This window comes from Pseudomonas sp. SLFW (assembly GCF_009905615.1).
Classification (GTDB): domain Bacteria; phylum Pseudomonadota; class Gammaproteobacteria; order Pseudomonadales; family Pseudomonadaceae; genus Aquipseudomonas; species Aquipseudomonas bambusae.
On record NZ_JAAAKW010000014.1, the window covers coordinates 72831 to 99060 of the forward strand.

At 62.1% G+C, this 26230-nt stretch carries 21 protein-coding genes; 13 read left to right on the forward strand and 8 right to left on the reverse strand.

Annotation, left to right across the window (positions count from 1 at the left end; translation table 11 throughout):
- Positions 1–103: 103 nt before the first annotated feature.
- The gene (locus GVN17_RS21980) at positions 104–901 is read right to left on the reverse strand and encodes an SDR family oxidoreductase (protein WP_166597360.1); all 798 of its coding nucleotides are present in this window, start codon (positions 899–901) and stop codon (positions 104–106) included.
- Positions 902–971: 70 nt separating this feature from the next.
- Complete coding sequence (locus GVN17_RS21985; protein ID WP_371928596.1) at positions 972–1694, reverse strand: alpha/beta fold hydrolase; 723 nt, start codon at positions 1692–1694, stop codon at positions 972–974.
- 310 nt (positions 1695–2004) lie between these two features.
- Here GVN17_RS21985 and GVN17_RS21990 point away from each other — a divergent pair, with 310 nt between their 5' ends.
- From GVN17_RS21990 to GVN17_RS22005, 4 genes are all read left to right on the forward strand, one after another.
- Positions 2005–3102: a catalase family protein gene (locus GVN17_RS21990; RefSeq protein ID WP_166597362.1), complete on the forward strand. Its 1098-nt coding sequence runs from the start codon at positions 2005–2007 to the stop codon at positions 3100–3102.
- A gap of 52 nt (positions 3103–3154) precedes the next feature.
- The gene (locus GVN17_RS21995) at positions 3155–5509 is read left to right on the forward strand and encodes an FdhF/YdeP family oxidoreductase (protein ID WP_166597363.1); all 2355 of its coding nucleotides are present in this window, start codon (positions 3155–3157) and stop codon (positions 5507–5509) included.
- A 163-nt stretch (positions 5510–5672) separates the two neighbouring features.
- Entirely contained in the window at positions 5673–6416 is a 744-nt protein-coding gene (locus GVN17_RS22000; RefSeq protein WP_166597364.1) for an AzlC family ABC transporter permease, read from the forward strand.
- Complete coding sequence (locus GVN17_RS22005) at positions 6413–6742, forward strand: AzlD domain-containing protein (RefSeq protein ID WP_166597365.1); 330 nt, start codon at positions 6413–6415, stop codon at positions 6740–6742. The genes GVN17_RS22000 and GVN17_RS22005 overlap by 4 nt, the downstream gene beginning before the upstream one ends.
- 63 nt (positions 6743–6805) lie before the next feature.
- Here GVN17_RS22005 and GVN17_RS22010 read toward each other — a convergent pair whose 3' ends face one another.
- Positions 6806–10270, reverse strand: coding sequence for an Ig-like domain-containing protein (locus GVN17_RS22010; RefSeq protein ID WP_166597366.1), 3465 nt, complete (start codon positions 10268–10270; stop codon positions 6806–6808).
- Between the two features lie 149 nt (positions 10271–10419).
- Positions 10420–11304: a LysR substrate-binding domain-containing protein gene (locus GVN17_RS22015; RefSeq protein ID WP_166597367.1), complete on the reverse strand. Its 885-nt coding sequence runs from the start codon at positions 11302–11304 to the stop codon at positions 10420–10422.
- A 159-nt stretch (positions 11305–11463) separates the two neighbouring features.
- On the opposite strand from GVN17_RS22015, the gene GVN17_RS22020 reads away from it, so the two are divergent.
- Positions 11464–14490, forward strand: a complete 3027-nt coding sequence (locus GVN17_RS22020) for an FAD-binding and (Fe-S)-binding domain-containing protein (RefSeq protein ID WP_166597368.1) — start codon at positions 11464–11466, stop codon at positions 14488–14490.
- A 25-nt stretch (positions 14491–14515) separates the two neighbouring features.
- On the opposite strand, the gene GVN17_RS22025 is transcribed toward GVN17_RS22020, so the two are convergent.
- Complete coding sequence (locus GVN17_RS22025; RefSeq protein ID WP_166597369.1) at positions 14516–15280, reverse strand: LuxR C-terminal-related transcriptional regulator; 765 nt, start codon at positions 15278–15280, stop codon at positions 14516–14518.
- 107 nt (positions 15281–15387) lie between these two features.
- Between GVN17_RS22025 and GVN17_RS22030 the strand changes: the two genes are divergently transcribed.
- On the forward strand, positions 15388–16206 hold the full coding sequence (locus GVN17_RS22030; RefSeq protein WP_166597370.1) for a carbon-nitrogen hydrolase family protein: 819 nt from the start codon (positions 15388–15390) through the stop codon (positions 16204–16206).
- A 147-nt stretch (positions 16207–16353) separates the two neighbouring features.
- A complete protein-coding gene (locus tag GVN17_RS22035; RefSeq protein ID WP_166597371.1) occupies positions 16354–17679 on the forward strand; it encodes an APC family permease in 1326 nt (441 codons plus the stop codon).
- Between the two features lie 388 nt (positions 17680–18067).
- On the opposite strand, the gene GVN17_RS22040 is transcribed toward GVN17_RS22035, so the two are convergent.
- Positions 18068–18541: a transposase gene (locus GVN17_RS22040; protein WP_166597372.1), complete on the reverse strand. Its 474-nt coding sequence runs from the start codon at positions 18539–18541 to the stop codon at positions 18068–18070.
- Positions 18542–18822: 281 nt separating this feature from the next.
- Positions 18823–19215: a RidA family protein gene (locus GVN17_RS22045; RefSeq protein WP_166597373.1), complete on the reverse strand. Its 393-nt coding sequence runs from the start codon at positions 19213–19215 to the stop codon at positions 18823–18825.
- 144 nt (positions 19216–19359) lie between these two features.
- Between GVN17_RS22045 and GVN17_RS22050 the strand changes: the two genes are divergently transcribed.
- The 4 genes from GVN17_RS22050 to GVN17_RS22065 all read left to right on the forward strand — a co-directional run bounded on the left by GVN17_RS22050 (position 19360) and on the right by GVN17_RS22065 (position 23590).
- Positions 19360–20274, forward strand: coding sequence for a LysR family transcriptional regulator (locus tag GVN17_RS22050; protein ID WP_166597374.1), 915 nt, complete (start codon positions 19360–19362; stop codon positions 20272–20274).
- Between the two features lie 223 nt (positions 20275–20497).
- On the forward strand, positions 20498–22000 hold the full coding sequence (locus tag GVN17_RS22055) for a CHASE2 domain-containing protein (RefSeq protein WP_166597375.1): 1503 nt from the start codon (positions 20498–20500) through the stop codon (positions 21998–22000).
- 81 nt (positions 22001–22081) lie between these two features.
- Positions 22082–22468 (forward strand): hypothetical protein, encoded by a 387-nt coding sequence (locus GVN17_RS22060; protein WP_166597376.1) that lies wholly within the window; start codon positions 22082–22084, stop codon positions 22466–22468.
- 27 nt (positions 22469–22495) lie between these two features.
- Positions 22496–23590: a M48 family metalloprotease gene (locus tag GVN17_RS22065; protein ID WP_166597377.1), complete on the forward strand. Its 1095-nt coding sequence runs from the start codon at positions 22496–22498 to the stop codon at positions 23588–23590.
- Between the two features lie 32 nt (positions 23591–23622).
- On the opposite strand, the gene GVN17_RS22070 is transcribed toward GVN17_RS22065, so the two are convergent.
- A complete protein-coding gene (locus tag GVN17_RS22070; protein ID WP_371928598.1) occupies positions 23623–24489 on the reverse strand; it encodes a DMT family transporter in 867 nt (288 codons plus the stop codon).
- A gap of 146 nt (positions 24490–24635) precedes the next feature.
- Between GVN17_RS22070 and GVN17_RS22075 the strand changes: the two genes are divergently transcribed.
- Positions 24636–25490 (forward strand): LysR family transcriptional regulator, encoded by an 855-nt coding sequence (locus GVN17_RS22075; RefSeq protein WP_166597379.1) that lies wholly within the window; start codon positions 24636–24638, stop codon positions 25488–25490.
- Between the two features lie 250 nt (positions 25491–25740).
- The gene (locus tag GVN17_RS22080; RefSeq protein WP_166597380.1) at positions 25741–26226 is read left to right on the forward strand and encodes an SRPBCC family protein; all 486 of its coding nucleotides are present in this window, start codon (positions 25741–25743) and stop codon (positions 26224–26226) included.
- The last annotated feature ends 4 nt before the right edge of the window (positions 26227–26230 follow it).

Sequence of the window (26230 nt, forward strand, 5' to 3'; positions counted from 1 at the left end):
TTCCGTGGGAGCAGCCGGAGCTGCGCGACGGCCGCGAAGGCGGTGTGTCAGGCAACCGTTAGGTCACTGATCCAACGCTTTCGCGGCCGCTACACACCCTCCCTCAGTTCTGAATCGCCTGCACCGACCCGCCATCGACGCGCAGGTTACTGCCGTTGATGAACGACGCGCGATCCGACACCAGCAGGGCGATGGCTGAAGCAACTTCCTCAGGCTTGCCCCGGCGTTTCTGCACGATGCCGGGACGTTCTTCGTCGAGGAAGCTCTTGATCGCTTCATCGAACGACACGCCCATTTCTTCGGCACGTTTTTTCATCATGCCGTCGGTCATGCCCGTTTCGATGAAGGCAGGCGCCACGGTGTTGCACAGCACGCCGTCGGCCGCTTCTTTATAGGACAGGTTCTTGATGAACGCACCCAAGGCTGCCTTGGCCGTGTTGTAGACCGCCTCTTCCCAATAGGGCTGTACGGAGTTCTCCGACGTGATGCAGACGAAGCGCCCCCATTTGCGCGAACGCATCGCCGGAATCGTCGCCCGCGCCACCCGCACCGCCGAGAAGAAATCGGTGTTCCAGGCCTCTAGGTAATCGTCGTCAGACAGCTCCAACGGATCGCCCTTGGCGCCAGTCACCCCGGCCGTGTGCACGACAATGTCCACTTGGCCGAACTTCGCTTCACCGGCCTTGATCACCTTTTCGACCTCATCCTGACGGGTCAAATCGGCGGCGACGAATACGCATTCTGTCCCAAGGCCTGCGCAGGCCTTTTCCAGCTTGTCCTGGTCGATATCGCTCAGCACCAGCCGCACGCCTTCTTCGCTGAGCAGGGTGGCGGTCGCCAAGCCGATGCCGCCACTGGCGCCCGTGATCAGTGCCACGCGGCCTTTGATTCCCAAATCCATATCCACCTCGATAGTTGTCATGACGAAAGAACAGGACCGGCGCGTCCGGGACGAACACGCCGGTGTTGAATCAGCCGCACTGTTGGCGGGCGAAGTCGAGCATCAATCTGGCCAGCGCCCTTGGCGTTTGCAGCGGCATCAGGTGCCCGGCGTCTGGAATGATTTCAAGCTGGCTGTGAGGGAAGGCCGCCAGCGTGGTGCGACGCTGTTCGTCCGGGCCAGGCACTTGCTCGTCAGCCTCGCCACACACCAGCAACACGGGGTAATCGAGCGTCCCGAGGCGCTCGCTCCAGTCCTCGCGACTGCCGTGATCGACCCATGCACGCCAAGCGCTCAAGTTGACCCGCTGGGCGTCGGCGATGGCCACTTCCCGAACATCGTCCGGCAGGCGAAACGCGCTGGATTCATCGACGAAGGCCTCGGCTTCCGGACGCGTCTTGCCATACGCGCGCTGCTGATCACGGTCCGCCTCGCTCATGGGTTGCGGGCCAGGTGGGGAGGGCGCCACCAACACCACCCCCTTCAAATAGTCGGGTGAGCGCGACGCCAGCACCACGGCCACTTTGCCGGTCATCGAGTGGCCGACCAGCACGACGTTTTGCAAGCCGAGGCCGCGAATGAAACGGTCCACGTGCTCGACCATCGCCTCGACGCTGTAACCCTCCACGTCGGCGGCGTCGCCAAAACCGGGGGTGTCCAGCGCCACGCATTCATGCTCGCCGTCCAGATACGGCAGGGTCGGAAACCATGTCCGATGCGAGCCGCCGAGGAAATGCATGAGCACGAACGTCACGGCGTCGGAACGTTGTCCATGGCCCTGATGACTGTATGGAAGGCTGCTGTGGGATGGCATCGCAATCGCTCGCACTGGGTTTGCCAGTGGAGGGAGCGCACGCCGACAAAGTTCAACGGGATTGAAGGCCGGGCGTGTATTTCGAATCGCCTCTACCACCGGTCGTCAAAATCCGCGCAAGCGCTGAACGATGGCAAATCGTCAGCAGTCATCTGCTGTGAGTTCGCTGGATCAGCGCACGGCCACAGTGCGCGACTAAGCACCGAATCCCTACCGTGATTGAACCGATGATGAAGCGGAGATAACGCTGATGACCGACTTACCTGTCACCCGTTTGCCAGTGGTGCCGCTGCCGTTCGAGCAGTCTTTCGAAGAGATCCCCGACGACGAGGCCGAGACCAGCAAAGAGTTGGCCGAAACGCTGCACTCGATCATGGAAACCACCTTCAAGGATGAAGGTCATGCCAACCGCAGCGTCCACGCGAAGTCCCACGGGCTGCTGAAAGGCCGCCTGATTGTGCCGGAAGGTTTGCCGCCTCAGCTTGCCCAAGGCGCATTCGCCAAGCCGGGCACGTTCCCGGCCGTGATGCGGTTCTCGACCAACCCCGGCGACATTCTCGACGACAAGGTCTCGACCCCACGCGGTCTGGCGCTCAAGGTCATCGGCGTTGAAGGCCCGCGCCTGCCGGGTTCGGAAGGTGATGTGACTCAAGACTTCGTGATGCAGAACGCCAAGGCCTTTACCGCCGCCAATCCAAAGGCGTTTTTGCGTACGTTGAAACTGTTGGCGAAGACCACCGACAAGGCGCCGGGCATGAAGAAAGCTTTCTCGGCATTGTTGCGCGGCGTCGAATCCACCATCGAGGCCATGGGTGGCGAAAGCGGCACTTTGAAAAGCCTCGGTGGCCATCCGCAAACCCATATCCTCGGCGAAACCTTCTACACCGTGGTGCCGCTGTTGTACGGCCCGTATTACGCCAAGATTTCCGTCGCGCCGGTGTCGGAGACCTTGACCGCGCTGACGGACAAACATGTCGATTTCGGCGGCAACCCCGATGGCTTGCGTCAGGCCGTGCTCGACTATTTCGCTCAGCACGGCGGGGTGTGGGAGGTGCGCGTACAACTCGCCAGCGACCTCAAGAAAATGCCGGTCGAGGACGCGTCGGTGGTCTGGCCGGAAGACGTCAGCCCCTACGTGACCGTCGCCCGGGTCGAGGTCGATCCGCAGCCTTCGTGGAGTCCGGAACACGTGCGCGAGATTGACGACGGCATGGCGTTCAGTCCGTGGCACGGCTTGCAGGCCCATCGTCCCATTGGTGGCGTGATGCGGGTGCGCAAACCGTCGTACGAGATGTCGTCGGGTTTCCGAGCGGCGCACAACGGTTGCCCGGTTCACGAACCTCGCTGATTCCGTCACGCCGTCGAGCTGATCACATCACGCTTTGGAACAGGGGTTCCCCATGCAACTTCTTCATCCCGCCGCCCACTCGGTCGCCCACTACCGACCCTACACCTCCGCCTCCGGGGGCTGGGGTTCGGCGCATTCGGTCATGAACATCCTGTGGCGCGAGCAGGCCTATGCTAAGGCGCCCGCCGCTTTGATGCGGCAGAACAAACCCAAGGGTTTCGCCTGTGTCAGTTGCGCCTGGGCCAAACCGGGCAACCCTCATGCGCTGGAGTTTTGCGAGAACGGCGCGAAGGCCACGGCCTGGGAGTTGACCTCGCTGCGCACCGGTCCGGATTTCTTTGAGCAGCATTCGTTGACGGATTTGCGCACCTGGGCTGACCACGACCTGGAGCAACATGGTCGCCTGACGCACCCCCTGCGTTATGACACTGCGACCGACCGCTACCAGAAAACCAGCTGGGAAGAGGCGTACGCAGAGATCGGCGCGCAGTTGCGCCAGTTGCAGCCGGAAGAAGCGGTGTTTTACGCCTCGGGCCGGGCGTCGCTGGAAGCTTCGTTCATGTATCAGCTGCTGGCCCGCGCCTACGGCAACAACAACCTGCCGGACAGCTCGAACATGTGCCACGAAAGCACGTCGGTGGGGTTGCAGGAGAGCATCGGCGTGCCGGTCGGCACAGTGACGCTGGCGGATTTCGAACACACCGACTGCATATTTTTCTTCGGCCAGAACGTGGGCAGCAACAGCCCGCGCATGCTTCACCCGTTGCAGGAAGCTCGCAAGCGCAACGTGCCGATCATCACCTTCAACCCCCTGCGTGAACGGGGATTGGAGCGCTTCGTCAATCCGCAATCCCCCCGGGAAATGCTCGGGCCGGACTCCACAGTCATCAGCACTCAGTACCACCAAGTGGCGATTGGTGGCGACACAGCGGCCGTGATGGGCATCGCGAAAGCACTGCTGGACATGGACCGGGCGTCAGGTGCCTCTGTGCTCGATCATGATTTCATCGCCGAGCATACCGACGGTTTCGATACCTTCGTCGCTAATGTGGATCGGCACACCTGGCCGGAGCTGGAAAACCGCTCGGGCCTGAACCGCAGCGCGCTGGAAGCCGCGGCCACGGTGTACGCCCGCAGCGAGCGGGTGATGATCATCTACGGCATGGGCATGACCCAGCATCGTCATGGCGTCGAGAACGTGCAGATGCTGGTCAACCTGCTGTTGATGCGCGGCAACATCGGCAAGACGGGGGCGGGGATCTGCCCGGTGCGCGGGCATTCCAACGTGCAGGGCCAGCGCACCGTGGGCATCACCGAAGACCCGGCCAAAGTGCCGAAGGACAAGATCGAGGCGCTATTCGGCTTCAAGGTGCCGGAGCGCAAGGGCCTGGCCACGGTCGATACGTGCATGGGCATTCTCGACGGCAGCGTCAAAGCGTTCATCGGGTTGGGCGGCAACTTTCTGCGCGCGATCCCGGACACGGACCGCATGGAGCCTGCCTGGTCGCGGCTGGAAATGAACGTGCAAGTGGCGACCAAACTCAACCGCACGCACCTGTTGCCAGGCAAACGCGCGTGGCTGCTGCCGTGCCTTGGACGGATTGAAAAGGACGTGCAGGACGGCGTCGATCAGGTTTACACCACGGAAGACAGCACCGGTTGCATCCGGGCCTGGCAGGGCCGGAGCGAGCCGGGCGGCGAACAGTTGCGTTCGGAAGTGGCGATCATTGCGGGACTGGCACTGGCCACGTTGAATGACGAAGCGCGTATCCCGTGGGAGGCATGGCGTCAGGATTACGCGAAGATTCGGGCCGCAATCAGCGAGGTTTATCCCGAGATCTTCCATGACATGGAATCGCGCATGTGGGAACCAGGTGGGTTTCACCGCCCGCTCCCGGCGGCCCAGCGTCAGTGGAAAACCGAGACCGGCAAGGCCCGCTTCATCGCGCCTCGGGGCCTGGATGAAGACGATGACGTCTCGCCGGGCCACGGCGCCCGCGATGCGATTCAGCTGATGACCCTGCGCAGCAACGATCAATTCAACACCACGATTTACGGCTATGAAGACCGTTTTCGCGGGGTGTCCGGTACGCGCAGCGTAGTGTTCATGAACCGCAACGACATCGTGCGGCTGGGCTTCGCGCCGGGTGAATGGGTCACGCTGCGCACCGCCATCGAGCCTGAGGTGTTAAGGGAGGTGGGTCCGATGCAAATCATCGCCTACGATATTCCGGTCGGCTGCGCGGCGGCCTACTACCCCGAATGCAATCCGCTGGTCCCGCTGTGGCACCACGCCAAACGCAGCAAAGTCCCGGCGGCGAAATCGGTGCCGGTGACCTTGCACAAGGCCCAGCCCGATGCCCGTGCGCGGAAGAGGGCATTGCCGTTGAAGGATCAGGTGGTGTGAGGGGGCATGCCTGACACAATCGAGGTGTCAGCTTCCCCAGTCCCACCCTTCCCATAACAAAAATTACCGTTTGGTCGCACAAAATGTCGGTTCAAATCCCCGCCCGCCTGTGCCTACACTCCGCACGATCAATCCGCCACACCTCGAATGACAAGGAAACCACATGCAGTACCGAAGCGGGGCGCAGGCCTTCTGGCAGGGGGTTCGCGCTCTCCTGCCACTGACACCGGGGGTCATTCCCTTCGGCCTGGTGACCGGGGTCATGGCGATTGGAATGGGGATGTCGCCGGGCACGGCCATGGGCATGACGCTTATTTTTTACTCCGGCTCCGCGCAACTGGTCGCGCTGCAACTGATGCAGACCGGCGTGTTGCCCGTGGCCATTGTGGTCACGGCGCTGATCATCAACCTGCGCTTCATCATGTACAGCGCATCGCTCGCCCCGCACCTGAACCACTTGCCCCGGCGCTGGACCTGGCCAGTCTCGTACATGCTCTCCGACCAGTCCTACGCGCTGTGCACCCTGAAGTTCGCGTCAGGTGAACTGACCGGGTCGTTCGCCCATTGGTACTACGCCGGGACCGCGTTCTCCATGTGGCTGGCATGGCAAGTCTCGGTCCTTGCGGGCGTGTTGCTCGGCGCGAGCATTCCCGAAAGCTGGTCGCTGACCTTCGCCATTCCGCTGTCCTTCCTTGCGCTGCTGGTGCCCGGTCTGCGCAACGTGCCGACCCTCGCGGCCGCCACCGTGGGCGGCCTGATTGCCGTGCTGGCGGTCAAGCTGCCTTACAACCTCGGTCTGGTTATCGCCTCCGTCGGCGGGATCGTCGCGGGCGTGCTGGCGGAAAACGCCCGTAACACGGCCCCAGCGTCATCCCGCGAGCAAGAAACGAAAGGGGAGGCGCAATGAGCGATCTGGTGATGTGGTCTGTATTCATTGCCGTCGGCGTCGGCACCTTTGCGATGCGCGTGTCATTCATCGAACTCTACGGCCGCTGGCGCATGCCTCCGCTCTTGAGCCGCGCCCTGGTCTACGTGCCTGCCAGTGTCCTGGCCGCGTTGGTGCTGCCGGCAGTGGTGTATCCCAACGGGCATGGCGACTTCGTGATCAACAACCCGCAGATTCCCGCAGCGATTATCGCCGCGCTGGTGGCGTGGAAGACCCGCAATACCCTGCTGACATTAGGCGTGGGGATGGCGGTGTTGTGGGGGTTGAGGTGGGTAATGCCGAGTTGAGTCAGGAGCGATGAACGCATCGGCCGGCGAGGCTGCCGAACCGATGCGTCCATACGGGTCGCGTTACACGATAAAATCCCAGTTCGCCGCCTGGACCACGTGCTGGTTCATCTCTGCCCCGTGCACGAAGTTGTCGGCTACCTGTGCGAGCGTCATGCCATGGTTCATGGCGTCGGCCCAGTAAGCGAGGCCGGCTGAATCACTCTGACGTCCGTAGATCCCCTGATAAAGCGCTTCCAGGTCATGAGACGCCGTGCCGTTGAACGCGTTGGCGCCGCCTTTCAAGCCTTCGCTTGAGTTGATCAGCGACACCGCGATGTCTCCCATGCTCACACCGTTCTTGGCCTCGACAGCCCAGTAGTCGAACCCTTTGTAATCGGCCTGACGCCCGAGCACGGATTGGTACAAGCCCGACAACTGCGTTTGTGCCGCGGTCGTCTGAACCACCAGACTTGCATCGCTGAACGTCAGCGTCTCGGCGTTGATCACCACCGCGTGGGCATCCGGCTGCGCTTTGGACGTCACGAGCGAGTAGCCCTCATGATGTTCCACCACGTAGTCGGATTGGGCGCCGTTGAACGTCACGGTGTCATTGCCTTGGCCGCCGTGCAGAATCGACGTGCTGCCCCCACTCGGGACACTGCTGGAAAAGCCGAAACTCAAGGTATCGTTGCCGGCACCCGAGAAGACCGAGCCGGGTGTGGCGGACGACACGATGAAGTGCTGCGCGGCCGCATCCCCTGTGAGGATCTGACCCGACGTGTTGCCCGTGACATTGGCCGCACCGACGATGGCGGCAAAGTCCACCCCATTCAACACCAGCGAACTGCCGCTGTTCACCTGCGATGCATCGATCACCAACGCGGTGTGTTGGCTGTCGGTGCTGGTGCCGGTCAGGGTCAGCGCACCCGTGGGTGAAGTCTGGCCGGTGACCGGGGTCACCGTTTCCACCAGCAGCGGCACCGAGCTCACCAGCGTCTTCAGGAAGGTCACGCCATTGCCGGTGAGATGATCCTGATCGCCCACCGTATGGCCCAGTGTCGCTGCCAAAATCGCTTGAACCAGATGATCGTTCGACGTCCCGGCAGGCTGACTGACCCCGCCAGTCGCGGTGAGGCCAAAACCGGGCGTGAGCTGGGCCAGCAACAGTATGCTGTTGTTGCTGACCACCAAAGGGATGTCGGCGGTCCCGGCATTGCCCGAAGATTCGATACGGCTTGAATCGACAACCGGCACGACCACCTGTGTACCGCTTCCGCCGCCGGACAAGGTGACGGTTTGCTGAGTGACCGTCACGCCATCGATGGTTGTCGTGGAGACGGGCGCCGCCGGGGGCGTGGAGGGCGCGTTAGGGTCGATGGTCAGGTTCAGCCCGTCGCTGGCACGGGACACGTTGCCCGACACGTCCGTCTGTTTAACGGTGAGCGTATGGTTGCCCTGGGCAAGCGTGCTGGTGACGAGGCTCCAGTGTCCAGTGCCGTCCGCGACCGCGATACCCAGCAGCGTCGTGCCGTCCGTGTCGTACAGCTTGACCTTGGCGTTGGCTTCGACCTGTCCGGTGATCGTCGGCGTGAGGTTATTGGTGATGCCGTCACCTAGTATGCCGCTGTCGCTGCTGGCGGCCAGGGTCGGCGCGGAGGGTTTCGCGGGGGCGGTGGTGTCGATCGTCACGGCCTTGGCGTTGCTGGCCGCAGACACGTTACCGGCAGCGTCAGTTTGTTTTGCGGTCAGGGTGTGAGCGCCTTCGCCGAGCGTGCTGCTGGTGATGCTCCATCTTCCCGAACCGTCTGCAGTGGTCGTGCCCAGCAGGGTTGTGCCGTCGGTGTCGAAAAGCTGAACAGTGGCGTTCGCTTCGCCGGTGCCGGTGAACACCGGCGTGGTGTTGCTGGTAATGGCGTCGCTGCTGGAAGCGCCGGTATCTGTACCGGCGGTCATGGCGGGCGTGGACGGCGCGGAGGGTGTGGTGTGGTCCAGCGTGAATGTCTGACCTGCGGTGTAGCCGCTGAGAATCGCGTTCGAGCTGCCGTTCTGGATGCCGGTGCCGCTGTTATTAAGATCGAGGCGCAGGGTGCCATCGCCGCTCAGACTGTCGACCGTGACGGTGTATGTCGTTCCTGAGCCGGTAGCGTTATGGATTGTGCCGGTGGCAGTGCCGGTTGAGGTCAAGGTGAAGTCAGAGGCGTCCACGCCGGTGACGGCCTGGCTGAACGTCACGGTGTAATCCACCGAGCTGGCCGAACCGGGCACTGTCGCGCTTGCAGCCCCGGCGCGAGCGATGGAGCTGACCTCAGGCCCGTTGACAACGTCGATAGTGAAGACCTCGTAGGCCTCGTTGTCCGCGGCATCGACGCCTTTCAGGTAAATATGGTAACTGCCAGCGGTGAGGTTCTGGGCGGCATTGAGGCTGGTTCCGGAAATCGTGAATTTGCCGTTATCGGCGTCGTTGACCCCGTTGCCCGTCTTGAAACCGTAGGTCACCCATGTCAGCTCGTTGGACGAGAGCGTCGCCACCGTCGAACCGTTGGTGGCGCTGGTCAGATTCACTTGGTGGGTGCTGAGGGCAATACCCGTCGGCCCAACGGTATCGAGGGTGTAATTGAACCCGGCAGAAGCGACCGAGACGTTACCCGCCACATCGATCTGTTTCGCCGTCAGCGTATGCGCCCCTTCGGTCAGCGAGCTGCTGTGGATACTCCAGGCCCCGGCGCCGTTGGCCACCGCCGAGCCGAGTACGGTGGTCCCGTTGGTGTCGTACAACGTCACCGTGGCGTTGGCTTCGGCCTGCCCCTTCACGGTGGGCATTGTTGAGTTGGAAATGCCGTCCCCCAGTGTGCCGCTGTCGCTGCCTGCATCCAGTGACAGGCCGGTCGGGGCGGCAACCGAGGTGTCGATGGTCACCGACCGGCCGGTGCTGAGCGGCGATGTTCCGTTGCTTGCATCGGTTTGGGTCACCTTCAACGTATGGTTCCCGTCTCCCAGCGTGCTGCTGGTGATCGCCCAGGTGCCCGAGCCGTCTGCTGTCGTGAACCCCAGCAGCGTCATACCATCGGTGTCGTAGAGTTTGACGGTGGCATTGGCGTCTGCGGTGCCGCTCAGCGTTGGCGTGGCGTCGCTGGTAATGCCGTCGGCTGGTGAAGTGCCGGTGTCACTGCTGCTTGCCAGGGCGGGCGTCGGCGGAGCAGCAGGTAAGGGTCTGCTGAGGGAGACGACGAGGCCATCAGAAAAGTTGGTAGCATCGGCGCCATCCGTACCCTGAATGGCAGACGCGTCATTGCCCGCCGTCGGGTCGGTGTAGGTAAAGTCAATGATGTCTGCCCACGTTAACGCAGCGCCTGAGACGCTGACCTGAACGGTTTTGGCCGCGCTGTCGACCGTCACTCCGCTGACGGTAACGCCGGTGTTATTGACTAGCACGTTGAATGCACTGGTAGGCGGAGGATTGGCTGCGTCCAGAGGCACGTTGAAATGCAGTGTGAAGTAATGGTCGCCGATGTAGGCATCAGCGTTTGAATAGTAAGGTTGAGACATTCCTTCGGCCCTCAAAACTAGAGAGTGGTAACGGTTCTGTTTTTTTTGACCGTTTACACTGTCTCGGCTTTTCCTGAAGGTTCTTTAAGGCCTCGCATCGGCGGGGAAATGTCTTTGTTCGGCTGCTGTTCAGCCGCGCTGTCTCCCGCTCAAATCTGTTCCAACAACCACGCCCGAAACGCCTGCAACGACGGCAGCATTTCGTTGCGTGGCGGGTAGGTCAGGTAATAGCTGCGCTGGCTCGGGAAGGGCAGGTCGAGGGGGATGAGTTCGGCGCTGGCGATTTCGTCGGTGACCAGAATCCGGGGCACCAGGCCGATGCCGATGCCCGCTTTGACGGCCTGAATCAAATGCGAGGTCAGTTCGAAACTCGGTCCTAGGCGCATCATCCGGTGAGGCAGGTGATGGTGGCTGAACCAGTCGCCCCAGACGTTGGGGTTGTTGGCGACGTTGAGCAGCATCTGCCCGGCGATCTTGTCTGGCGTCCAGTCCTGATGATTACCCCCAACCTGCGGCGCGATGACCACCACCAGTTCCTCGGCGTGCAGACGATGGCTGATCAAGCCCGGGAGGCCCGTGTGGCCGACGACGATGGCGGCGTCGATGCCACTGGTGTCGAAGTCCACGGCGTCGATGCGCGAATTGATGTGCACCAGCATGCCAGGGTGGGTCGTGTAGAAATCGTGCAAGCGTGGCAGCAGCCATTTGGAACCAAAAGTCGGCAAGGTGGCCAGACGCAGACTGCCGCCGCCGGATTGATAAGCAATGGCCTGCAACGTGGCGCTGCGGATGCGGCCCAATGCGTCGCTCATTTCCCGCTGATACAGGCGCCCGACATCAGTCAGTTGCACCTGTCGACCTTCGCGGCGGAACAGCGTCAGGCCCAGTTGCTGCTCCAATGCCTGGACTTGACGACTGACCGCGCTTTGGGTCAACGACAGCTCGACCGCCGCGCGGGTGTAGCTTTCATGCCGGGCGGCGGCTTCGAATGCCAGCAGCAGGGACATGGACGGCGTGAGATGGCGGTAATTCATTCAGAAAAGTCATCGATAGCGGCAGGAATATCTGTTTGTTTCGCGCTGAAGCCTGCGGGATCATTGGCGCCCATAACGACCCGAGGCTGACCGATTAATGCTCGGGCGACAAGTGTTTTGCTGTTTTCCGTGATCAGACCGACAAGAGGCCATCCCACGATGATCGCCCAACTCTCGCCCGCAGTGCCTGCGAGCCAGTACCCCGAGTTTCTCGACGCCCTGCGCGCCAGCGGCTTCCGTGGCGAACTCAGCGCCGACTACGCCACCCGCACGGTGCTGGCGACCGACAACTCGATCTATCAGCGATTGCCCCAGGCGGCGGTCTTTCCGAAAGACGCCGAGGATGTGGCGCGCATCGCCACGCTGATGGCCGAACCGCGCTTTCGTCAGATCAAGCTCACGCCCCGAGGCGGTGGCACCGGCACCAACGGCCAGTCGCTGACGGATGGCATCGTCGTCGATCTGTCCCGGCACATGAACACTATTCTGGAAATCAACGTTGAAGAGCGTTGGGTTCGCGTGCAGGCCGGTGTGGTCAAGGACCAGCTCAACGCCGCGCTCAAGCCCCACGGCCTGTTCTTCGCCCCTGAGCTGTCGACTTCAAATCGCGCCACGGTTGGCGGGATGATCAACACCGACGCCAGCGGGCAGGGCAGCTGCACCTACGGCAAGACCCGCGACCACGTGCTGGAACTGCACAGCGTTTTGCTCGGCGGCGAACGCCTGCACAGCCACCCGATTTCCGATGACGCGCTTGAAGTCGCCTGCGCCCAGCCGGGTCGCATCGGCGAGGTCTACCGCACGGCGCGGCAGATCCAGGAAACCCAGGCTGACCTGATCGAGTCGATCTTCCCCAAACTCAACCGCTGCCTGACCGGTTACGACCTCGCGCACCTGCGGGATAAAGAAGGGCGCTTCAACCTCAACAGCGTGCTGTGCGGCGCCGAAGGGTCGCTGGGCTATGTGGTCGAGGCCAAGCTCAACGTGCTGCCGATCCCGAATTACTCGGTGCTGGTAAACGTGCGCTACAGCAGCTTCATGGACGCCCTGCGTGACGCCAATGCCTTGCTGGCGCACAAGCCGCTGTCCATCGAAACCGTCGATTCCAAGGTGCTGATGCTGGCGATGAAAGACATCGTCTGGCACAGCGTCGCAGAATATTTTCCGGCGGACGCGGACCGTCCGACTCTGGGCATCAACCTGGTGGAATTCAGTGGCGATGACGTGGCCGAGGTCAACGGCCGGGTCGCGGCATTCGTCGAACACTTGCAGGCCGACACCACCATCGAACGCCTCGGCCATACCCTGTCCGAAGGTGCGGCGGCGGTGAACAAGGTCTACACCATGCGCAAGCGTTCGGTGGGCTTGCTGGGCAACGTCGAGGGCGAGATTCGTCCGCAGCCGTTCGTGGAAGACACCGCCGTGCCGCCGGAAAAACTGGCGGACTACATCGCCGAATTCCGCGCGCTGCTGGACAGCCACGGCCTGGCCTACGGGATGTTCGGCCACGTCGATGCGGGGGTGCTGCACGTGCGTCCGGCGCTGGACATGAAAGACCCTGCGCAGGCCGCGCTGGTCAAGCCGATTTCCGACGCCGTCGCCGCGCTGACCCAGCGTTACGGTGGCCTGCTCTGGGGCGAACACGGCAAGGGCCTGCGTTCCGAATATGTGCCTGCATTCTTTGGCGAACTGTACCCCGCGCTGCAATCGCTCAAGGGCGCGTTCGACCCGCACAACCAGCTCAACCCCGGCAAGATCTGCACGCCGCCGGATGCCCCGGAAGGTCTGCTCAAGGTCAACGAAGTCACCCTGCGCGGCGACCTCGACCGGCAGATCGACGAGCGTGTCTGGCAAAGTTTCGGCACCGCGGTGCACTGCAACGGCAACGGCGCCTGCTACAACTTCGACCCCAACGACGCCATGTGCCCGTCGTGGAAAGCCACCCGCGAACGTCAGCATTCGCCGAAAGGCCGGGCGTCGCTGATTCGTGAATGGCTGCGCTTGCAAGGTGCGGCGAACATCGACGTGCTGGAAGCGGCGAAAGGCAAAGCCAACTGGATAAAAGGCCTGCCCGCGCGCCTGAGCAACAACCTCAAGCGGTCCCGAGGTCAGGCGGATTTCTCCCACGAAGTCTACGACGCCATGGCCGGGTGCCTGGCTTGTAAATCCTGCGCCGGGCAGTGCCCGATCAAGGTCAACGTGCCGGAATTCCGCTCGCGTTTCCTGGAGCTGTACCACGGGCGTTATCAGCGTCCGCTGCGGGATTACCTGATCGGCTCGCTGGAATTCACCATCCCGTACCTGGCCCACGCGCCGGGGCTGTACAACGCAGTGATGGGCTCGAAATGGGTGAGCGGCCTGCTTGAACGCCACGTCGGCATGCTCGACAGCCCGTTGATCCATCGCTACAACCTGCAAAGCACGCTGACCCGCTGCAACGTTGCGGTGGCCAGCGTCCCGGCCCTGCGCGAACTGAGCGACGAGCAGCGTCAGCGCAGCGTGGTGCTGGTGCAGGACGCGTTCACCCGTTACTTCGAAACGCCGCTGCTGGCGTCGCTGATTCAGCTGGTGCATCAGTTGGGCTACCGCGTGTTCCTCGCGCCGTACAGTGCCAACGGCAAGCCGCTGCACGTGCAGGGCTTCCTCGGTGCGTTCGCCAAGGCGGCCGTGCGCAACGCCACCCAACTCAAGGCGCTGGCCGATTGCGGCGTGCCGCTGGTGGGGCTGGACCCGGCGATGACCCTCGTTTATCGCCAGGAATACCAGAAAGTCCCAGGCCTTGAAGGCAGCCCCACCGTGCTGTTGCCGCAAGAGTGGCTGATGGACGCGTTGCCGGAATCCGCCGCACGGCCGTCAGCCGACACCTTCCGCCTGATGGCCCACTGCACCGAGAAAACCAACGTCCCGGCCAGCACCTCGCAATGGGAAAAAGTCTTCGCGCGACTGGGCCTGAAACTGGTCACCGAAGCCACCGGCTGCTGCGGCATGTCTGGCACTTACGGCCACGAAGCGCGCAACCAAGACACCTCGAAGACCATCTTCGAACAGTCCTGGGCGACCAAACTGGACAAGCCGGGTGAGGCGCTGGCGACGGGGTACTCGTGCCGAAGCCAGGTCAAGCGTCAGGCGGACCGGGAGCTGCGCCACCCGCTGGAGGTGGTGTTGGAGCGGCTGTTGGCGAAATGAGAAAAGGCCCGTTCGCGGGCCTTTTCTACGACGGCAGCAACGAGGAAAACAGTTCGGACTGGGTCTTGATCCCGAGCTTGCTGTAGATGTGCCGCCGATGGGTTTTGACGGTGTCCACCGAGATGTCCCGTAGGTCGGCGATGCGCTTGCTGGAGTGCCCGCTGAGCATCAGTTGGCAGATGTCGAACTCTCGCGATGTCAGCGTCGCCTTGAGGTTTTCCAGCCCTTGATGGGACGGCACCCGTGGCGGATGGGGGTCGTGGTGGCTGTGAAGCAAGCGCTGACGAATCAGCGCTTCCATCCACGGTTGGAACAGCGCCAGGTGCGCGACTTCGTCCTGGGTGATCGGCGTGCGCGAGCCGAACGACAGGCAGACCAGCTGCCGATCATCAATGCGGCAATTGAACTGAATCTCGTCGGCGACCACGTTCAGGTGAAAATAGCGCTGGTAATACTCGGTTTGCGCGAAGCAGTCCGGCGCGACATCCCGCAATTGAAACAGACCACTCTGCGCCTGTTCGCAGTTGACCCGGTAGAACGGGTCAATCAGATAAATGCCCCCCAAATAATCCTGAAACAGCGGGTCCGGCCCGCCATCTTCGGCGGGCGACTCGTCGAGCAGGTATGGGCGCCCGTCCTTGAACAGCAGCGCGACCCAATTATCGAACCGCAGCACGTCGCTGACCCGGCGCACCACGGTCTGCCAGAAGTTTGGCTGATCGATGGCGCCAATCAGAATCCCGAACGTGCGATGCCAGGCGATTTCCTGCAACGTGGGCGGCGTGCTCATTGTCACTCCTTGGGATTACCCATGACGTGTGATTACCCCGTGGGCGGCAAGGGCTGATAATACCTGACGACAGGTGGTCGGCGGCGACCGGCATGCAGGAGTGAAAGATGAATGTAGAACTGGCCCAGGTCACGGGGCGTGACGGGGATGTGGCGTACAACCTTGAACGCACATTGGCGTTGATCGAAGCGTGCGCGGCGGACACCGAATTGCTGGTGTTGCCGGAAACCTACCTCACCGGCTTTCCCACGAAAGACAACGTGGCGCAGATGGCCGAACCCCTCGACGGCCCGACGCTGACGCGGGTTCAGCAGGCGGCGACGGCGCGGGGCATTGCGGTGGCGGTGGGGTTTGCTGAAGTGCACGACGGGCGCTTTTACAACACCACGGTGCTGATCACCCCCGAGCAGGGCATTGTGCTGCATTACCGCAAGACCCATTTGTGGTCCGGCGAGCGAGACGTGTTCGACGCCGGTGACCGGCTGTCCACGGTGATGTGGAAGGGTATTCGGGTGGGGTTGTTGATCTGCTACGACATCGAATTTCCCGAGACGGCGCGGGCGCTGGGCCAGCTCGGCGCGCAACTGCTGATCGTCACCAACGGCAATTTCGACCCTTACGGCCCCACGCACCGCACCTGCGTAATGGCGCGGGCACTGGAAAATCAGGCCTTCGCAGTGATGGTCAATCGCGTGGGGCAGGGCGACGACGGGCTGGTGTTCGCCGGTGGCAGCGCGGTGGTCGATCCCTTTGGCGACCTGCTGGTGGAAGCCGGTCGCGACGAAGCGACACTCAGGCTCACCCTCGACCTGAACCTGCTGGACAAGGCCCGCGAACCCTACGTCTACGACCGTCACCAGCGCCTGCGGCTGAGCGGTGACGTCATCGACAGCGGCGACCGGCGCGACCTGATCATCGGTTCGTGATCCCTCACGGCCCCGCCATTCCTTCCGGAGAACACCACTGACCCGCAACCGCTGACCCCCAATAATCATTAGCTGTCACTTTCTTTGCCACTGCCAAACATCCGGCGCCTCGCGCGCAAACGACTAAAAAGATAATCGGAGACGTTAATGGCTCATTTGAAACGCACTTTATCCCTCGGCACGTTGGTCATCTTCGGCGTCGGCCTGATGACCCCCATCATCGTCCTCGGCACCTTCGGCATTCTCGCCCAATCCAGCGGCGGGCACGTGCCCATGGCCTACCTCGCCGCGCTGGTGGCGATGCTGTTGACCGCCATCAGTTACGCGCACATGGCCAAGGCCTTCCCGGTGTCGGGGTCTTCGTACACCTACGTGAGAAAGGCCATCGACGCCCGATTGGGCTTCATGACCGGCTGGGCGATCCTGCTGGACTATCTGTTCCTGCCGATGGCGATCTGGCTGATCGGCACCGCTTACCTCAATTCCGCGTTTCCCGAGGTGCCGCAATTCATCTGGCTGCTGGCGTTCATCGCCCTGACCACGGTGATCAACATCCTCGGCCTGAAACTGGCGACGGCAGTGAACATCCTGCTGTTGCTCCTGCAGGTATTGATTCTGGCGGCGTTCATCGTGCTGTGCGTTCACTACACGCTGGGCGATCCCACGAAACCGTTATTCACCCTGGCGCCGTTCGCCAGCGGGGGCGTGCAGTGGTCGATGATCATGAGCGGCGCGGCGATCGCGTGTTATTCCTACCTCGGCTTCGACGCAGTGAGCACCCTGACCGAAGAAACCCACGATCCGGAACGCAACATGCCACGGGCGATTCTGTGGGTGACGCTGATTGGTGGACTGATCTTCGTCGGCACCTCGTATGTGGTGCAACTGGCTCAACCGTCGCTGCAATTCGCCAACGTCGATTCGGCGGCCTACGAGATCGCGAAAAACATCGGGGGCGACCTGTTCGTGTCGATCTTTCTGATCGGGCTGGTGATCGGACAATTCACTTCCGGCATCGCCGCCCAGGCCAGCGGTTCCCGGCTGTTGTACGTGCTGGGCCGCGACGCGGTGCTGCCGAAGGCGTTCTTCGGTTACCTGTCCCCACGCTTCGGCACCCCGGTCGGGTGCATCCTGCTCAGCGCTGTCGTCGCCTTGCTGGCCCTGAAAATGGACGTAACGACGTCCACCTCATTCATCAACTTCGGCGCGTTCCTGACCTTCATTCTGGTCAACCTGTCGGTGATCTTTCACTACTGGATCGCCCAGAAACGCCGTGGCCTGAGCGCTGTGCTGTTGTATGTGCTGCTGCCGCTGGCGGGGATGGTCGCTGACCTGTGGCTGATGTTCAGCCTGGACTCCAACGCGGTGGAACTCGGGCTGTCGTGGCTGGCGATCGGGTTCGTGTATTTGATGTATTTGACAGGTGGACTGCGTCGGCAGCCGCCAGAGTTGACCCTGGAAGAGGCGATGTGACCTGTAGCGTTGGCTGTTAACGAGCGGAGGTCAGTCGGTGCAACGACCGTCTGGACCTCCGTCATCGCTGCCGTCGTGCCTCCGGCGGCTCCCACGAGATATTCTTCGTTGCGCGCGGAGGGTAGCGACACCAATATCGCGTGCGTGAGGATGCCAATGAATCAGGGGTTCAACGTGGTTTCCGTGGGAGCCGCCGGAGGCCCGTTCACGGCAGCTCCCACGGGATTATCTTCGTTGCGCGCGGAGGGTAGCGACACCAACATCGCGTGCGTGAGGATGCCAATGAATCAGGGTTCAACACGGTTTCCGTGGGAGCCGCCGGAGGCACGACGGCAGCGAAGCGGTGGGTCAGTCGGCTCAAAGACCGTCTGAGCCTGCGCCTTCGCGCTCAATACTCACACCCGTCCAGCCAGTGAGCGTCCCACAGCGGGTAGTCGTGTACCCGTTTGACCAATCCTGCTCTTATCGGGTTAGCAATGATGTAGCGGGCTACCGGCCGCACATCTTCATCACTGCGAAGCGCTCGGTCATGAAAGCCACGCTGCCAGAATTGCCCTGATCTGCCCAAATACCCATTGATCTGGCCCGCCGCCTGGCATTTGACCCTGTGCACCACCGACGACAGCTCTCGGTGTTTGAGTTGCATGAGCCAGTGGAAGTGATCGGGCATCACTACCCATGCCAACGAATCCGCCAATCCAGCCCATTGCGCCTTGCGCAGTTGATGCACCAAGAGTCGAGCTGCTCGCCAGTCGCTGAAGAAAGGTTGTCGGTTGTGGGTCACAGCAGTGATCAAGTAGACCTGATCGATCTGAGAGCAGCGACCAACGCGCAGTCTCCGGGATTGAGGGCGTGCGGACATTCTTCGTCTTCCTGATGTTGGCTGGGAAGGTCAAGGTTAGTGTCCACGGGAGGATTAGAGCGTTGGAGTCTGATTCGGGATGTAAATGGGATAAGGGAGGTGTTATGTGTCCCTGATCCATCGTCGTCGCTGCCGTCGTGCCTCCGGCGTCTCCCGCGGGGTTTGCGGGATGTGGAGATTTCGCGACCGGCCTGAACCTTGTGGGAGCAGCCGGAGCTGTGCGACGGCCGCGAAGGCGGTGGGCCTGAGACGGATGGGCTGTTTGACACGCCGCCGTCGTTTCACTCCGGCAGTTTCGCAATCACCTTGATCTCGAAATCGAACCCATATAACCACGTCACGCCCACGGCCGTGATCGTCGGATGCGGCGCAACGCCCCAGAATTCGGGCACGACTTCCCAGATTGCTTCGAATCGCTTCTGCGGGTCGACGATGAACACGGTCACGTCGATGACGTCGTCGAAGGTGATGCCAGCCTCTTTCAAAATCCCATTCAAGTTATTGAACGCTAATCGCACCTGCGCTTTCAGCTCAGGCTCAGGCGAGCCATCTTCGCGGCTGCCGACCTGGCCAGACACGAACAGAAAGCCATTGGATTTGATCGCCGGGGAGTAGCGGTTGCGCTCGTACAGCGCTTGGCGTCCAGGTGGGAAAACAACGTCGCGAACAGTCATGTGCAGCCTCCATCGGTGGGTCAGTGATGACCCGTAATTAACGATGGAGTGACTGTAAAGGCCTTGCACGCCACCGATAAACGAGCAACCTTGTTCAGCACTGTTTGGTAATCCCAAACAATCTCTCTCGTTTTCGGAGTCGTCATGGACCGTTTCGACGCAATGCAGGCGTTCGTTCGTGTGGTCGAAACCGGCAGTTTCACCAAAGCTGCCGGGACGTTGCACATGAGCAAAACCACTGTCACTCAGCTCGTTCAGCAACTGGAAGCGCGGCTGCGGGTGAAGTTGCTCAACCGCACCACGCGCAAGGTGAACGTCACTGCCGATGGTGCGGTGTACTACGAGCGGGCGGTGCGGGTGCTGGCCGACGTGGACGACGCCGAGACCAGCCTGTCCGGCGCTGCCACCGTGCCCCGAGGCCGGTTGCGGGTGGACGTCCCGAGCCCGTTCGCGCGGTTCATTCTGATCCCGGCGCTGCCGGGGTTTCAGGCGCGCTACCCGGACATTCAGATCGACCTGGGCGTGAGCGATCGCATGGTCGATCTGATCGGCGAAAACGTCGATTGCGTGGTGCGCGGCGGCGAGCTCACCGATCAATCGTTGATGGCCCGCCATATCGGCGACCTGCAATTGGGTGTCTACGCCGCGCCGGATTACCTGCAACGCAACGGCACGCCCACCCACCCCCGGGAGCTGGAAGAGGCGCATCACCGCATCGTCGGGTATCGCTGGGCGCGGACGGGCAAGCTGTTTCCGATGACCTTGCAACGGGGTGACGAAGCCGTTCAAGTGCAGAGCCGCCACGGCTTGGTGGTGGACGACGGCAACGCGTACATCACAGCCGGTCTGGCCGGATTGGGCGCACTCTGGCTGCCCGTTTACATGGCGGAAAAATCCCGGGCGCAGGGTGAACTGATCCCGTTGTTCGAGGACTGGACGTTGAGCGTGATGCCTATGTACGTGGCCTATGCGCCCAACCGGCACATCAGCCTCAAGCTGCGGGTGTTCATCGACTGGATTGTCGAACTGATGGCCGAGCAGGGCGGCGTGACGCTGTAACGCGGGTGAAACACCCGGATGACCGCTCAAGTTTCTTTGCTCGACGGCCCTTGCGGCTGGTTATTCACCTGCTAAGTTCAACATACGGCAGCCCGTCAGGCAGCGCGGTTCGTGGCCTCTCCGAACCCGTGCTCCCCGGCCTGACGTAGCACCAGCAGACTCCTGCGCAGTGAGCGTTTGCAGAGTTTTGGGTCAGCGTTTCGTAAGCGACAGAGGAAACGTCATGCCTGACCCGCATGCTCCCGGAGGCTGGTTTGTCCGGCATCTCTCCACTTGGACCCATCACCTGCCTGCGGCGCTGGTCGTCGCGGCATTGGTGGGGGTCTTCCATCATGACCTGCATTGGCTCGACGCCATCGACGGCTACGCGTTCTTCGGCATTGGCAACCTCACGGCCAAAGACGCCGCACTGGAATTGGGCAATACGCCAACCGTCGCCGTGGTGCTGATCGACCAGAAAAGCCATGAAGACTATTACCGGGAACGCAATCCGCTGAATCGCTGCGAGCTGAAGAAGGACCTCGAAGCGATTTACGCACTGGGCCCGGCGTTGCTGGTGGTCGATCTGGACCTGTCTCCCGCGTTGCCGTTAGCCGGTGCGGCGGGTATCGAGGACAGGCGCTGCGAAGAGTCGCTCAAGCAGCTCTTCATGCAACAGCGCCCGACGCGTACTGTGCTGATGGAACCCTTCGAGTTACTGGACGTCGAGGGTCAGGCCAACACCGACCGTTGGCGTGAGGACCTGGCGGGTTTTGTCTCCTTCGCCGACCCTACGCTCAAGGTCAGTTACGGTCTGGTCACTCGCCAGGCGTGCACCCCGCAATCGATGGCAGCCACCGCGTTCGAGCGTTACACCGATCCTTCCACGCGCCCTCACAACTGTCTGGAAGAGGGCGAGCATGCGTCGTTGATCATCAATCCCGGTCAATACGGGACGGGCCTGCGGGCGATTCCGCTGGGCCAGATGCCTTCCCGCCAGATCGACAGCCGCCGCAACGCCCGCACCCATTTCGAACCTCTCTATCGTTTACCGGTGGTGTTCTTCGGCAGCGGGTTTGGGGAAGACGACACCTATTCAACGCCGTTGGGAACGATGTATGGGGTTGAGGTTCACGCTGCGAGTTTCATGTCGTTATTGCAGCCCACGACGCCGTTCAAATCATTTCTCGGCTTTGTGCTCGACCTCTTTCTGGGCCTGCTCATGGGCGGGCTCATCGAATGGTCCTGGCATCGTTATTTTGCCCTGCGTTTCAGCAGCCGCGCCCGCGATCGGCAATGGGCGCCTTACGTCATCATCTTCCTTGGCGTGGGCTTCATTCTCCTGGTCTTCGCCCTCACCGCCGCATCGTTCGGCCTGCTACGCCACTTCAATCTCTGGCTTTCGCCCATTCCCATCGCGCTGGGCATGCTGATCGAGAGTTTCTTCAACAGTGCCGTCGGCGCAGCGGTGGGCGAGGGCTACGAGCAACGCCAGGCGCTGGTCCACCGTCTTCGCGTGGCCCATGAAAAAGGGACTGAGTCGTTCGCCCGCGAAGTCTCTCGGGAGGCCGAGCAACGCCCCCGACACGACCACGGCCTGCGGGAGCGGGCGGCCCGGTTTTTCTACAAGGATTTCCAGCGCCTGTGGATGAGCGGCCAATACCTCGCCTGGGTGTTGCTGCTCATTCGCCGACTGGCGTTTTTCGGCCTGATTTTTCTGCTGATCAGGCAACTGCATCACTCCTGAACCCTTGAGGAAACGTTCATGAATTGATCACGTTTCACGCTTCTGTCAGCCGTCGTGCTCATCAGTGCCTCAGCGTCCGTCATGGCGAAGGAGTGCAAGGGCCTTCAAGACCTGCAAAACCAGTCCAGCGGCAACAGTGCGATCAGCAGTCTGCTGCAATTGATCTGGTCCGATAACGAGCCCGTTGAATGCGGCGCCCTGACCTCAGTGCTGGACAGCGTCGTCAACGGTCGCAAAACCGGGGGCCGCAAGCTGGAGGAGGACCGCCCCTTCAATGCGCAGGCCGCCCAGGCCGATCTGGCCAAGGCCCAGGCCGATCCGGAGGTGCGTCAGCGACTGGAGAAGATCCGCAAAGAGGTGAGCGACCCGAAACGACGGCTGGTGTATGAGGCCGCCGCCCTCGATGAAGAGGGCTATTACGGTGCCAGAGACCTGCGCATCAACCAGCTCAAGCAACAGCTCAAATGACAGGCACGTGCCTGTCGGGGATGCCTTATGAATACGCAGGTCGCGTTTCACGGAGTGCTAGCGTTGGTCATCCTGACCAGCGCCTGCAGCACCGGGCAGATGTCCAATCCGTTCGACACCCACAGCGCTCAGCACCTCAAGGACATCGACAGCCTGCCGCCACGGGCGCTGGTGGTGCTCGACAAACACTGCGCCGAACTGGTTCAGCCCTATCGACTGACCGACAACTTTGCGTCGTTGTCGGTGTTCGGGCTCAAGGAAGGCATGGAGGCGTTACCCGGCCAGCTCAATAAAATGCTCGGCACCGGCGGGGCACAACCGACGGCCAGCAACGACACACTCAGTGACTCCGCCAAACGCGCCGCCAAACAACTGAACTGGATGCCGATGAGCGCCGAGGTGATGTACGCCGAACGCCAGCACAAGGCCCGGGAAGAGCAATTGCTCGCCCGCGATTCCAAGCAAGGACGCAAGTTTTACCCGGCGGCCGACAAGATGCTCAGCGATATTCTGGCAAGTATCCACGAGCCCTATGACTACCGCTTCAAGCTGTTCATTGTGAAGAGCGACAGCCACAACGCACTCGCCCTACCGGGTGGCTATCTCTATCTGGACAAGGGGCTGCTCGACACGCCAGAGATGCAGAAAAAGGCCTACTTCGCGCTGGCGCACGAAATCTCCCACGTGCTCCAGCGCCACGAAACCAAGGAGATGCAGAGCGTCGTGATTGACTCGTTCAGCGTCAAATCCGATCTGCTCACCCTGATGAAAAGCGCCTCGGGCAACCCCAAGGCCGTGGTGGATCGCATCAAGCTGGAGAAAGGCCAGTTCACTCGCCATCACATCGATCAGGAACTTCAAGCCGATTCCTGTGCGGTGAAGATGCTCAGCCGGGTCTACCCGAATCGACAGCAGCTGGGCGCTTCCCTCGATGCGTTCATCAAGGATTTGCCTGCGACCCAGGGCGAGCCGACGTCGAAAAAATCCGCCAGCCAGGCTGTGGCGATGGCGGGGGATGTCGAGGACATCGTCACGTCGCCGGCCTTGCGTCACCCCAATACCCAGGAGCGCAAAGCCAATTTGCAAGCGATCTACAAAGAGGTCTCGGCGTCGGGAGGGTAAAGTTCGTGATGGCGGCTCAGCCTGAGGGCGTGTCAGGCCGCCGAACGCTGCCGCGCTTCGGCGCGCACCACCAGCCAGATGCCCACTGCGGAAATCGCCATGCCCGACGCCATCTGCCAGGACAACGGTTCGTCGAACATGGCCCAAGCCCAGAGCAGGGTGATCGGCGGGCTGAGGTACAGCACGCTGGCGACCCGGGTCGCGGTGGTCCGGCGCAGGCAAATCCAGTACAGCCCGTAGCCGCCGAGGGTCGACAGGGCGACGGTCCATACCACGCTCAGGACGAAGCCCGTGGTAGGGATCGGCGCCAGGCTGCCTTGGCTGCCCTCGATGGCGGCGAAGGCGAAGCTCGACACGAAACACTGCAACCACAGGTTGGGCAGCAGACCCATCGACTGCGACGTGCTGGCGTGTTTTTGCCACAAGGTCGCCACGGCGAGGGAGAACATGCCCGCCACCGGCAAGCCGTAGGCCCAGAGCGGCGCATCCCCCAGCACCAGCGCGCCATGGGTCACCCACAACACCCCGACCAGCCCGACGATCAGCCCAAGCCAGACCTGCCGTGCCAAGCGCTCGCCCAACGCCAGCGCTGCCAGCAATGCCATGCCCAACGGCAGCAGGTCAGCGCACAATGCGGCCAACCCGGCGGGTACGCCGAGCGCGATGCCTTGGGTCACCCCGGTCAGGTAGCCCGCCATGGCCAACAGCCCGATTCCGGCGTTGGTCAGCAGCACGGAAACCGGTGTCTTGAGCAGGGCGCGGAAGACGAACGGCAGTAACAGGAGACACACCACGACGCAGCGCCAGAACACCACCAGCAGCGCCGGGGCGTAGTCGATGGAGAAGCGCGCGCCGATGAAGCCGGAGCTCCAGGTCAGCAGCAGCCCCGCTTCAAGCAAAGGCAAGGGCAACGTGTGACGCCAGTGGCGGCGTGTCGGTTGGTTGGGTTGAATCGGAATGGGCTGGCTCATTCCCATAGGCTACGGAAGGGGAGTAATCTAATAAATCAAAAGATCATGCATCAGTTGTTCACCAGGATTGAACCATGACAGCCATTCTCGACATCGACCTGTTGCGCACCTTTCATGCGGTGGTGCGCATCGGAAAATTCAGCGCGGCGGCCGAGCAGCTGCATAAAAGCCCGGCCGCGGTGAGCGTTCACATTCAGCGTCTGGAGCAGGTGGCGGGCGGCCGGTTGCTGAACCGCGATAACCAGTCCATTTCGCTGACCGTGCTGGGCAAGCGGCTGCTGATTTCGACCGCCGATTTGCTGCGCACCCACGATCAGGCGCTGGCCGACCTGCACGGCACTGACCTCGCCGGGCGCATCACGCTGGGGGTGCCGGACGAATACGCGACCCATGTCATCCGCGACATCCTGCCGACCTTCGCCGCCGCTTGGCCGAATGTGGTGCTGGAACTGAAAACCGGGCCGAGCTATGCACTGAGGGAGCTGGTCCAGCGCGGCAAATTGCAGACGGCCGTCGTGGCGCAGCGCAAAGGCGACATCGGCCCCGACACCCAAGTGCTGATGTCGACCACGCCTGTCTGGGTCGGCCCGACGAGCACGACAGTGGCGCTCAACGATCCGCTGCCCTTGGCGGTTCACGCGCTGCAATGCCCTTACCGCGAAGCCATGACGGAGTCGCTCAAGGCCTCGGGCCGCCGCTCACGCATCGTCCTCGAAAGCCCTTCCAATCAGGCAGTCAAAGCCTGCGTGGAAGCGGGACTGGCCGTCAGTCTGATCGATCGCGGCAAGGTCACCGAACACATGCAAATCCTCGACGGCCTGCCGGTCATTCCCGATCACGACATTGTGTTCGTGCGCAGCGCGGCTTCACGCGGGGATGAAGCCGTGGACCTGCTGGCGCAGGCGATGCAGCAATCGTTTCGGTTGTAGGGCAGGCACTGTCGGCGGCCGATAGGTCCCTGTCGCTGCCGTCGTAACCTCCGGCGTCTCCCAGAGGAAATGGCTTCGAGACGAGGACCCGTGAACGACGCGAACCCTGTGGGAGCAGTCGGAGGTACGACGGCCGCGAAAGCGGTGGCAGGTCGGACTCACAGCGCAGACTCAGTGCCGCCTGCTAGGCTTTTAATCCCGTGCGATCCCCTCGGCAAAACCCGACAACCCTAAAAAGAGGATGCCCGCCATGTCGCTCAACACACCTGAAAACACCCACCCTCACGACCTGATCATTTCCCGCGTGCTCAACGTCCCCCGCGCCGCGCTCTGGCGTGCGTGGTCCGACCCCGATCTGCTGAAAGAATGGTGGTGCCCCAAACCGTGGGTCACCGAGGTCAAGGCCTTCGATCTACGACCCGGCGGTGCCTTTCATACGCTGATGACCGGGCCGGACGGTGCCAGCAGCGGCAACCCCGGCAGCTTTCTGGAAGTGGTGCCACAGTCGCGGCTGGTGTTCACCTCCATGCTCACCGCCGATTGGCGCCCGGCCACGCCCTGGCTGGGGTTCACCGCCATCGTGACGATGAGCGATGAAGGCGGCGGCACCCGCTACACCGCCCACGTCATGCACCCCGACGAAGACACGTGCGAGCAGCATAAACAGCTCGGCTTCTTCGAAGGCTGGAACGCGGTGATCACGCAACTGGAGGCGTTTGCCGCGGGGCTGCGCTGAATCT